We start from the raw sequence: 10,803 nt of genomic DNA, 5'->3' as shown, positions 1-10,803 counted from the left end.
CGCAGGTATGGCGCAGGGAGTGCGGCAGATGGCGTGGGACGGACCGCGGCTCGCCGTCACTGCGGAAGTACCAGGCGCCGCCGAGGGCCGGCCGCCAACAGGTCTGTCAGCGCCAGTTGCCGTCGTTGAGGCGGCACTTGTCGGCCCTTGCAATACAGGACTTGATGCCCTCGAGGGTGGCAACGGCGGAAAGCCGGGTTCGTAGGCGTACACCAGGCCGATGCCGTGGGCGTCACACCGTCGGCCACCGGGCGATGCTGTGTCTTGTCCGCGCCAGAAGTCCGTACACCACGCGTTCCAGAGGTCTGTCCGTTCCCAGCAACCGGTTGCAGTGCAGGTGCGCAAACGACGCCGCTACGCCGCTCCCCGGCGCGGACCACTCGGCGGGCAGGGAGGCCGGCGTGCCCAGGGACGTGATCGCGCGTCGGCGGCGCCGAAGGCTGTGCCGGACTTCCTCCGGAGGAGAACCCCCGTCGAGAAGCGTGCGGAGGGTGGCGCCGGATTCCCTGAAGGCCGCTGCTGACGCGGTGCGCTCACCGGCCAGAGCGGCGGCCAGAGCCTCTCGCTCTGCCGCCGCCAGTCCCAGCGCGGCCAGGAGATCGTCCACCGTGGCCACGGCGAGCAGGGTGCGGTCGAGCGACACCCGGCCTCGAACAACATCACGTACCAGGGAGAGCACCATCGCGCTGTCGGCGGTGAACACCGCTTCGGCCAGGTCCATGCCCCGTACCCCTGCGAACCTCTCGATCTCCCGGTCATAGGCGTCGAACACGAGCCGCTCCACGGCCCCCGCGTCAAGGTCCGCGCGCAGCGCGCGGGCGACGTCGGTGGCCAGCTCGGACCAGTGTTCGCCGGGCCTCAGTTTGAATCGCAGTCTGAGGTGGTGGAGCGGATCCGCGTAACGCAGGAAGTGCCACTCGGTGCTCCTCCCGGTGGCCGACACCTGTCGCACCAGATCGTGGATCGGTCCGGCGAGGAGGTCGTCCTGATTGACGGTCGGCGCGTAGATCTTCGCGAACACCCACTGCGAACCCGGTTGGGCGAGCCGCGTTCGCCGGTCGACGGGGGAATACCGGCTGCTCGCCCGGTCGTCGTTCCCCTCGGTGCGCGGGCTCTTCGCCCGGACGAGGGCAACAGGGACGACGATCTCGGCGGCATGGTTCCCGGCCGGGCCGGGGAGCCACGCGTCTTCGGGGTCGGGGTACCGCTCGTGGAGGAAGACATGGCCAGATCGCCGGAGGCTGCGGCGAAGCTCCTCCATGTCGTCCGGGGAGTCCAGGTCCACGGTGACGCGGTGGTCGCCCTCCGCGAGGTAGACCAGGTCAGGCACCTGCCACAGCTGCCGGAACTCCGCGAAGGCGCTTCGGAAGTCCTGGCGTTCCGTCGGCCGCATCAGTCGTCGGTCCAGCCGCCAGCGGGCGGGCGTGAGGACGACGCGTCCGCGCTCCAGCCGTGGCAGGAACGGCAGTCGGGCAGCGGCACCCCAATCGAACTGCTGAAGCCGCTGGGTCTCGTCGATCTGCCGCAGGAAGCGGACCACACGTGGGGCGGCCGACGGGTTGAGCATGTGGGGCGAGTGCAACCGCACGCGTTGGCCGGTGACGGACCATCGGACGACCAGGGCATCGTCCTCCAGGGAAACCGTGAGGTCGGCGAGGTGAAGAGCAGGCGGGTCGGTCGACTGCGTCCCGACACCGACCGGGAGCACGTGGTCGTGCACAGGGGGGCAGAGCGCCACGTTGGCGGAGCGAGGCCGCAGGGGCTGGTAAACGATGTCGGCGTCAATGAGATCGCGGGCCGGTGCGCCGCCCGCGGATCGCAGCGACCTGATGAGGGTTGGTGCCTCATCTCCGAGGAGGAAGGCGAAGCGCCCCAGAGTGCAGCCGGCTTCCCGCGCCCCCACCATCGGCGAGACGACGATCCGGAAAGCGCCGGAGTCGATGCCGGCCGAGGAGGACGCCGCCACCGCAACCACCAGCTCCAGCGTCCCGGGCAAGCGCCGAGGATCCGGTTGCCGTTCGATCCGCGCCAGCGTTCGGTCGTCCAGGGCAGCGGCCCGGCTGCCCGTCCGGAGGGCTTCGGCCGCCAGCACGAGCAGCGTCTCGTCCCGCTCGGCCCGGGTGGACGATCTGTCCGCGGGCAGGTCCGAGGTGGTGTCCTCCGGAAGCCCGAGCCCTGTGTAGGGATTGATCACTTCTAGCAGGGGTACTTGGCGCCAGGCTCCGTAGCGGGTGTGAAAGGCCGCTCGGTAGGCGACCGCGTCGGGCGGCCGGTCCGGCTGTGACGATGTACGCAGGAGCAGTTCCACCGCTTTCGCCGCTTCCCGCCCGACGGCCCGGTCGAGCAGCGTGCCGGACAGGGCCGCCGTCGCATCCGTACGGAACGGTGGAGAGGTCGCCGACGCTGGCCCCTTCGCCTGTGCGGCCAGCGCGCGGCGTGCGGGAAGACTGTCGGCGGGGGCCAGTGCATCGCAGTGGTCCAGCCCCTCTACCAGGGCCCGCAGCCATTCGGTCCTGCCGGCTTCGTCGCGCAGCACGGCCATTCGGTCCAACACGTACCGTGCCGGATCCGGCACGGTCAGCGGAGGGCGCAGGCTGCTCAGCAGCACACCCGCCGCGTGGAGCCGGTCGATGAGTTGTTCGCAGACGGAGTCCGCCGTACCGGGGACGGCGGTACGGACAGCCTCGACCAGCCGCGGGTAGGGCACGGGGCGGCGTGCGGTCTCGAGGAGTTCCATGACAGGTCCGGTCGCCCGCAACGTCACACAGTGGGGCCGGCGGGCTTCCAGCGCGCCCAGGGGGTCCACCAGATGGAGCCGACCGGCCGCGACGTACACCGCCGGGTGGAGAGTGAAGGTCAGCTGACGTCGGATGCGCTTGTCCGCCTCAAGCTGTTCGACCAGGGCCGTGAGCCAGCCCATGTCGAGGTGTGTCCGCACACGGTCCGGGATCCGCCGCACGGCGAGGTCGGTGTGGTCGCCCCAGCTGCCGAGAGCGACGCCCGCGAACAGGCCGTAAGGGGTTGGGCGGCACGACATGCGGTCGAGGTAGCGGCGGGCCTTTCTGATGCTGCGCTCGGACGGTGCGCCGCCGGGTACCTCGCGATGCAGTGAGTCCCACATCGCCTCGCTCCCGATCCACAGGGCGAGGCTGGTCAGGGGGGCGCTCAGTAGATCGATCGCCGAGGTTCCACGCCGCGCCCCCGTGCCGGCCGGGAGGAGCGGAATCCTGACCGCGAACCCGTCCAACGGCCGGTATCTCCAGCGTTCCCGACCGTTACTCATCGGACCAGGAACAGCCGGTCCCAGTCCGGCGCGTCGTTGACCGCCGCCGACAACAGCACCGCGGCCACCCCTGCCGCGCCGTCGAGCAGTCCCGGGCTGTCCACGAGAGCACCTCGTGCCTGAACGGCCCGGTAACCGAAGCGTGCGAGCGGATCGAACGATCCAGCGAGGCGCTGGTGCAGTCGCCGGGCCTCGGCCGCGAAAACCTTGATGCCCGTCTCGACGGCGGTCCGGTGGAACAGATGGGCGAGTCCTGCCTCTCCGTGGCAGAAGGTGGGCGTGACCAGGCGTCGCTGCCGGTCCGGTCGCCGGCGTATCGCCTCGATGGCGTTCAGGGCGGTGTGGACCATGGCCGGATCGGCCAGGGCGCGTCCCGCCAGAAGCAGCGAACGTGTCACTCCCGGTGCCCCATAGCACCACGCCGCGTGGGTGGGTGGCGCGGATCCGGCCGCTTGCGGGGCGGAGTCGTCCATGGGCCAGTTGGCGCCCCACCGGTCGGTCACCTGCCGGTCCAGGAGCCAGGCCGTTCCCGTCCGCAGCGCCGCCCCGGAGTTGGCCACCGCGATCCCTCTGAGTCGAGCCAGTGCCAGAGCGGATACCAGGCCGGGCAGGCCGTGCGCGAGCCCGCAGTCGGTGGCGTCGCTCCGCGGCCGCAGGGGCAGGTGTCCTTCGTTGAGGTGAGCCGCCAGCCGGGTCAGCAGCGGGCCTCGCAGGGACGCCAGCGCGTCGGCTTCCGGACGGCACACGAGGTAGGCGGAGATGCCTGCGACGCCCGTGATGACGTCTAGAGACCGGCGGGAGTCCCCGCCGGCCTCCGGCCGGTCGATCCAGGCCGCGACATACTCCGCCAGACGCCCGTCGATCGTCCCCCGTAGCCGTCCGTACCGCCGGCCACTCCCGTATCGCTTGTTCTTCCCGGCCAGGGACAGCGCCACGAACCCGAGGCCGGCCATTCCCGAGGAGAGTCCCGGTGGCAGGTAGGGGACACGTTGCGCTGCCTCCACCGCCACGGACAGGTGCTCGTGCGCCGACCGGTCCCAGCCCTCGTCCTCCCGGCACTGGTCGAAACAGCCGAACAGCAGTGCCAGACCCGCGAACCCGGAGGCCGTGCCGTGATCGTGCCACCTTTCGCTCAGCAGGCTGTCGCCGCGCACCGCCTCCAACACGTTGTCAACGGGGGCGAGGCTCCTTGCGATCCGCAGTGCCACATCGAGCGGATCGGCCGGCGCCCCCACGGTGACCGGAGCGGCCATCGAAGCGTCAGGCATGCAGCGTCATCGCCATGGCCATGTATGCCGGCAGTGCGGCGCTGCTCCCGAGATTCTCGACACCCATCACGGTCGGGGGCTGAGCCTTGCTACCCAGCCAGTCCGGCTCACCGTCACTGTAACGATCGAACAGCTCACTGGCGCGTTCGAGCCGTTTCCGGAAGAAGGGATTCTCGGCTCGCCTGGCCTCGGCCTCCAGAACGAGATGCCCGACGAAATCCGGGTGCAGCGCTTCCAGATGTGCGAGCGTCCCGGCCAGAGTCGCCCGTGAGTCCTCGAACAGCCGCTGGGCGGTGGCGAGGAACGTGCTCCTGTCACGCTCCACGTGGCGTCCCAGGTGCTGCAGGGCCCTGGCGTAGAGAACGGAGACATAGGTCCGTGTGAAATCACTGTCCGGTTGCCGGATGACCTCGAAGGCCGCCAGATAGGTATCGCTGACACTGCCCTGCGGCAGCGCCGCGATGGTGTTCAGTGCCTCTCGTAGCCCTGAGTCCTTTGTCATCCGGTTCGTCACCGAGGTCTTCAGGTGCTCGAAGGTGCGGTGTGCCTCTTCCTCCATCTCGGCCGACGGTGGCGGCAGATTGAGAGGAGCGAGGTAGGCGTGCACCGGCTCGTACAGCGGAGAGGTCGTCAGCGCGTAACGGGTGATGAGCCGTCCGCGCTCGCTCTCCTTGCTCTTGGTGTCCATCATTCACCCCGGTTGTGGGCATTCACCACTGTCGTGGGATGGCGCCCTCTTTGCGGGTGCGCGTCAGTGGCACTCGCACGTGCCACCGCAGGTTTCGAAGCAGGAGAAGTCACAGGTGCTTCCCGGCTGCGACGGATCGGGGTCGTCACAGTCCTCAAGCGGCTGCGTCTGCGATGGTTCGATCCGTATATCCAGATCGAACTCGTCAATGAGCAGTGACACGACGACACCTCTTCCCTGGATTATTGCGTCGTCAACCTCGGAGCGGGCCGTACCGTGCCGTGCGACCGGCACGACCGGCCGGTGCTCACTCCACTCAGTTTCCCACCGACCAACCGGCATGTCGCGGCGAGCGGACGACCCGGAACCGGCCGAGTCCCGGGTCGGGAACACTGAGCTCACCCATTCGATGTTCAATCATTTCTCCTTACGTGACCGGCCCCGCATGTTCACCTCCGCTACGGTGTCGCGGCCTTGTTTCACAGCCTGTGCGTAACCGAATCGGTATCGTCGACGATGTTTACTGGCGGGCCGCCCCATGGCGGGAAGCGACCGGCGGCCCGACCAATCACCACTTCACAGATAGGCCGACGTGGATATTCCCGAACAGTTACGGAAGAAGGTCGACTGCGTTGTCAGCCGTAGCCTTTCGAGCGAATTTGGGGCTCGGGGGCTGCTGCTCAGCCATGCCGCTTACGCTTCGGCCATAGCTGATGTCGTCCGTTCGGGAGAAAGGCTGCTTCGTCGCGTCGTCGAGATCTGTTACGCGGACGGCCGGGAAGGGGTCAGGGAGGTCGAGTTCGACGACGATCAGGCCGCCACACGCATCGGGTTGGGGCTTGCGTTCGGCTCGGTCACGGCGAGCTTGTTCTCGTCGCCGAGGCAGACGGACCGCGGGCAGGCGGCCGCCATCGAAGTATCCTGCGCCGCGTTCAACCTGGCCGCCGGTCTCATCGACGGTCTGTGCGACGGCACTCCAGTGCTCGGGCTGGAGTTGCTCCGGATCCTCCAAGCCGTGGACTTGGCCGGAGCCGCGCGCGACCGGTGGCCGGCGGGTCGGCTGCGATCGGCCCTGCCCGCTCCTTTCTCGGCGAATCCGACCGTGGCCTTCACCGCCCGAATCATCGAGACGTTTCTCGACACTCTGCATGCCGGCCATCCGGGCGATGAGGGGGCGCCGGTGCGCGATCGCGTTGGTGCCCTCTTGGAGGAGGCCCTGGAGGCGGAACGTCGGACGGTCCAGCACTCACCGGAGGTCGTCACACGCAACCAGCTGATCGAGTACTCGCGACAGACCTCCGTCCTGCCATTCCAGATCATCGAGCATCTCGCGATGGGAGCCCCAGCGGTCGCCTCACCGACGGCGGGCACGCTGCTGGGCGAGGCGATGTGGCGCATCGATGACTTGGTCGATCTCGCTCAGGACGTCGGCGACGGGGCACTGAACGCCGTCCTGGCGGCCACGACAAGCGAGCCATGGTCCGCGGGCGCTTGCGACGGGGTGGCCACCCTCGAATCGGTGATCACATCAGACGTCATCTCACTCACGGCGGTCGAGGCTGCGGAGCGCCTGGAGGCGGGGCTGGCAGCGGTTTCGGACAGGAAGGGCGATAACAGGGCTTATCAACTGTTCCTGTCGTTTGTCCACCGATATGCCGGACTTGCACCACAAGGCTAGGGACCATCGCGACAAATGCCGGCCGTAGCCATCCGTCGATGGCTACGGCCGGCGCTGTCACTGTCACACCGGACTTGGCTACACCTCGGCTTGCGCCCCTGCGCTGACCATGACGTCCAACAATTCCGGATCCTTGACGGACCTCTCGTTGAGAGCGGGTACGTACAGTGTGCCGACGCCTGGGACCCCTGCGAGCTCGGCCGCCAGGTCACTCAGCTTCAACGACACCACCGAAGAGCGGATGAGTGGGTGGTTCTTACTGGTGACCAGCTTGACCTCGTGGTCGCGGGGATAGAAACGCAGCAGGTAGTCCCGCAGCGGCTCGAACTGCCGTGAGTCGTATGGGCCCTTGGGGCAGGTCGGATCTCCGACCACCGTTGGCTGCCAGATTACACAGGTGACGTCGCTCTGGATGGGACGTTGACGTAGCAACAGGTCGGTGGCCTCGTACATCTGGATGCCACCGTTGGCGATATCGGTGCCGAGGTCGACCAGCAACGTATCGAACGCGGATACCCCGGCGAACACCTCGACGTGCAGGCCCAGCAACGGCGCGGCGCGATTGATCAATGTCGTGGGGTAGCAATACACCCAGGGGTGGCCGTAGACAGCCAGGCAGACGGGTGCGTCGACGAGGGCTGCCGACACTACCTCGGCCGCCATCCGGTGATAAGTCGGGAGACGGTTCAAGCCCGGCTCATACAGGTAGCTCAGATCGGTCACGCGCGGACACAGCTTTTCGATGTACTCGGTGATGCCGTATCCCGATGCGACGACGAACGTGTGCTTGCTCCGCTGGATGACCTCCTCGGCCTCACGCGTAAGCTGGTGCGTCCCGACGATGCCGGTTCCGACAACGGCGATGTCGAACGGCCACACTGAGGTCTCGGCGGCGGTGGTCGGCGCGCTCATCCGACCAACCGAACCAGGCGAAGCGTCGACTCACGGCGCTCGTCATCGTTATCGGCCAGGCGGATCGACTCGACCTCGCGCGCGATCAATTCGCTGACGACTTCCTGTTTCGGCGCCTGCGCCTCTGCCCGGTTGATCCAGTCGTGAGTGCCGGAGATCTTGATGGTGATCGAGCGCATACTGCTCCCTTGTTGCAGCGCTTCGGCCAACCGCTGAGGATCGCGGAAAGTGGCCTGCTCTTCCGGACTCAACGTATAGCCCTCGAGCGCCGTTTCCGGGTCTGACTGGCAGTGAATATAGAAGGCATAGTCGTGCTGAACGCGAGCGAGCGCCGCTTTGAAATCGCGTTTCATGGTCCCACCTCGATTCGTTCCAGATTACGCTATGGACGACCATCTCGTTCGTCAACGAACCACGCCAGGCACACGTGACCTAGGAGGCCGTCACCAGTCCACTTGGTCGAACTGGAAATCCGACCTGGCATTCCCATGATGGGACTTCGTCACGCCGTACGCATGTGCCAATGGGCCGTTTGGCGGTACCGGGGCCTATTGAGAGGGCAACAAGTCCTGTACGGATGATCTGGCGGCACCCATTCATGGGTGATGGGATGATTCCGCACTTGCGACGCCTCGGACACGCGCGATCACATCCGGTTGGCCCAGGCCGGCACGGTTGATCCGGCCTCGGCCTCGGATCACGCCTTCTGCGGCCAGTCTGTTCCGCAGTGCGCGGGGCGCCAGTGAGTCTTCGAAGCCCTCACTGAGGCCTCGCCCCGTATCTGCGTACTCGTAGCGGACCGCGTACACCTTTCCCGCGTGATGCCACTCGCAGCGAACAAGGGGGCGCGCGAGGACGGCCTCGAACCACTCCGCTGTTCTGTTCGCCAGCTCCGTAGGGCTGCCCGTGGCTTCGAAGGCGGACTCACCCGCGGCCTGCCGGATCGTGAGGTCCTGGTGATGGAGTTCGCCGCCACGGACGACCAAGCTGTCGAAGTAGGCGCCCACCGTCAGAACTCCCTGGTCGCGTTGCGGGTCAGTGATGTCCAGATAGACGATCAGCTGGCCGTTGGACGTGTGCGCCGATGGCAGCACGACCGTGTCGAGCGGGTCCACCAGCCAAGAGACCGCCCGTTCGGACAGAACGTCCACGAACGCGCGTTGTGCCACGTTCAAGTCGTCCTTGTCGTACTCGAACCAGGGGATCGCATCCATGGCGGCACTCTACGGGCGGGACAAAAGCGGTCCGGAAACCGCCGACCGATCGCGCCCTCGCGGACGAGTGCGGTGACCCGGCGGACGGCCGGCGGGCAGTACGTCCGCGTGGCCTCCCTCAGAAACAGGCCGCGGGCGGCGGGCGAGCGCACCAGCTCGGCGGCCTCGGCCGCGTTGGAGGGTGCCGTCGTTGGCCGGCAGCGCCACGGACTCCCCGGCGAGCCAGCGGACCAGCGCCCGGTGCCCGGGGCGGGAGGGCGGGAGGGCGGGCAGTCCCATGCCGACTCCGGCTCCAGGGCCAGCGCGGCGGCGTGTCCGCGTCCGGCGGCCACGCCGTGCTCGCTTGTCCTCCCCCTTATGACATGCCCTTGCCGACGCGGCCCCGCAGCCTCGCCATGTCAGCGCTTGCCGAGCATGTGCTCGAGCGCGAGCTGGTTGAGGCGGGAGTAGTGGTAGCCGCGGGCGCGGGCGGCGTCGAGGTCGATCCCCTCCTCGCGCAGCGAGTCGTAGCTCTCGCCCTCCGCGATGCTGGGCACCGCGAGCTCGTCGATCCGGCAGGCGCGCATGGCCTCCTGGACCTCGGGGTCGGCGCGGAAGGCCGCGGCGCGCTCCTTGAGGATGAGGTAGGTGCGCATGTTCGCCTCGGCGGAGACCCACACGTCATCGGCGTCCTCGGTGCGCCCGGGCTTGTAGTCGAAGTGGCGCGGGCCGTCCCAGCCGCTGCTCTCCAGCAGGTCGACGAGGAAGAACGCGCTCTTCGTGTCTCCGTGGCCGAACACCAGGTCCTGGTCGTAGCGCGAGCCGTGCTGGCCGTTGAGGTCGATGTGGAAGAGCTTGCCCTGCCACAGCGCCTGCGCGATGCCGTGGACGAAGTTGAGCCCCGCCATCTGCTCGTGCCCGACCTCCGGATTGAGGCCCACCATGTCGGCGTGCTCCAGGGTGGAGATGAAGCCGAGGGCGTGGCCGATGGTCGGCAGCAGGATGTCGCCGCGCGGCTCGTTCGGCTTGGGCTCCAGCGCGAAGCGCAGCCCGTAGTTCTTCTCCTTGACGTACCCGGCGAGGAAGTCGATGGCCTCGCGGAAGCGGTCGAGCGCCACCCGCACGTCCTTGGCCGCGTCACTCTCCGCGCCCTCCCGTCCGCCCCAGAACACGTAGGTCTGAGCGCCGAGTTCGGCCGCCAGGTCGATGTTGCGCATCACCTTGCGGATCGCGTGGCGGCGCACGTCACGGTCGTTCGAGGTGAAGGCGCCGTCCTTGAAGACCGGGTCCTTGAACAGGTCGGTCGTGGCCGTGGGCACCACCAGGCCGGTCTCGTCCAGCGCCTTGCGGAACGCCGCGATCGCCGCGTCCCGGTTCGACTCGACGGCGAGCAGGTCGTCGTCGTGGAAGGTCACGCCCCAGGCGCCGAGTTCGGCCAGTTTGTGCACCGTGCGGACCGGGTCCAGGGGCGCGCGGGTGGCGTCCCCGAACGGGTCCCGCTCCCGCCAGCCAACGGTCCACAGGCCGAAGGCGAACTTGTCCTCGGGGCTGGGCTGCAAACTGGTCAACGCTGACTCCCGATCAATTCGTCAATGATGTGGACCAAACCTAAGCACTCTCCGAGACGCTTGCCAAGCCCTTGCGCACGGCGATGTCCGGCGGGACCGTCACCCGCCGACACGGCGGGCCCCTGCCGCTTCCGCCGGACCAACTGGAGCCACTTTGACGGGAATACGATCGATCAGGACGTCCGCCGAGCACCGGCGCGGACCGGGGGAACC

General features: G+C 67.9%; 9 protein-coding genes and 1 pseudogene. 1 reads left to right on the top strand and 9 read right to left on the bottom strand.

Features of this window, described 5'->3' with window-relative positions:
* Positions 1-232: 232 nt before the first annotated feature.
* The 4 genes from AB0L74_RS21965 to AB0L74_RS21950 are packed head-to-tail and all read right to left on the bottom strand — an operon-like array spanning position 233 to position 5,656.
* Complete coding sequence (locus AB0L74_RS21965) at positions 233-3,283, bottom strand: lantibiotic dehydratase (RefSeq protein ID WP_365654773.1); 3,051 nt, start codon at positions 3,281-3,283, stop codon at positions 233-235.
* Positions 3,280-4,551 carry a lanthionine synthetase C family protein gene (locus AB0L74_RS21960; RefSeq protein ID WP_365654770.1) on the bottom strand — a complete coding sequence of 424 codons (1,272 nt, stop codon included), beginning with the start codon at positions 4,549-4,551 and terminating at the stop codon, positions 3,280-3,282. Before AB0L74_RS21960 ends, AB0L74_RS21965 begins: the two co-directional genes overlap by 4 nt.
* Positions 4,544-5,242: a hypothetical protein gene (locus AB0L74_RS21955; protein WP_365654767.1), complete on the bottom strand. Its 699-nt coding sequence runs from the start codon at positions 5,240-5,242 to the stop codon at positions 4,544-4,546. Before AB0L74_RS21955 ends, AB0L74_RS21960 begins: the two co-directional genes overlap by 8 nt.
* Before the next feature lie 60 nt (positions 5,243-5,302).
* Positions 5,303-5,656: a hypothetical protein gene (locus AB0L74_RS21950; RefSeq protein WP_365654765.1), complete on the bottom strand. Its 354-nt coding sequence runs from the start codon at positions 5,654-5,656 to the stop codon at positions 5,303-5,305.
* 175 nt (positions 5,657-5,831) lie between these two features.
* On the opposite strand from AB0L74_RS21950, the gene AB0L74_RS21945 reads away from it, so the two are divergent.
* The gene (locus tag AB0L74_RS21945; protein WP_365654762.1) at positions 5,832-6,917 is read left to right on the top strand and encodes a hypothetical protein; all 1,086 of its coding nucleotides are present in this window, start codon (positions 5,832-5,834) and stop codon (positions 6,915-6,917) included.
* A gap of 78 nt (positions 6,918-6,995) precedes the next feature.
* Here AB0L74_RS21945 and AB0L74_RS21940 read toward each other — a convergent pair whose 3' ends face one another.
* The 5 genes and pseudogenes from AB0L74_RS21940 to xylA form a co-directional block, all read right to left on the bottom strand.
* Positions 6,996-7,829: an SAM-dependent methyltransferase gene (locus AB0L74_RS21940; protein WP_365654759.1), complete on the bottom strand. Its 834-nt coding sequence runs from the start codon at positions 7,827-7,829 to the stop codon at positions 6,996-6,998.
* Positions 7,826-8,182 (bottom strand): hypothetical protein, encoded by a 357-nt coding sequence (locus AB0L74_RS21935; RefSeq protein WP_365654756.1) that lies wholly within the window; start codon positions 8,180-8,182, stop codon positions 7,826-7,828. The genes AB0L74_RS21940 and AB0L74_RS21935 overlap by 4 nt, the downstream gene beginning before the upstream one ends.
* 243 nt (positions 8,183-8,425) lie before the next feature.
* A complete protein-coding gene (locus AB0L74_RS21930; RefSeq protein WP_365654753.1) occupies positions 8,426-9,043 on the bottom strand; it encodes a hypothetical protein in 618 nt (205 codons plus the stop codon).
* Between the two features lie 44 nt (positions 9,044-9,087).
* A pseudogene (locus tag AB0L74_RS21925) lies at positions 9,088-9,210 on the bottom strand (gfo/Idh/MocA family oxidoreductase); the annotation flags it as partial.
* Positions 9,211-9,441: 231 nt separating this feature from the next.
* Complete coding sequence (xylA, locus tag AB0L74_RS21920; RefSeq protein WP_365654750.1) at positions 9,442-10,590, bottom strand: xylose isomerase; 1,149 nt, start codon at positions 10,588-10,590, stop codon at positions 9,442-9,444.
* Positions 10,591-10,803 lie beyond the last annotated feature (213 nt).

The sequence above is a fragment of the Streptomyces sp. NPDC052020 genome, assembly GCF_040680575.1.
Lineage (GTDB): Bacteria > Actinomycetota > Actinomycetes > Streptomycetales > Streptomycetaceae > Streptomyces.
The sequence above is the reverse complement of the archived record's forward strand: the minus strand, read 5'-3'. Positions and strand labels throughout refer to the sequence as shown.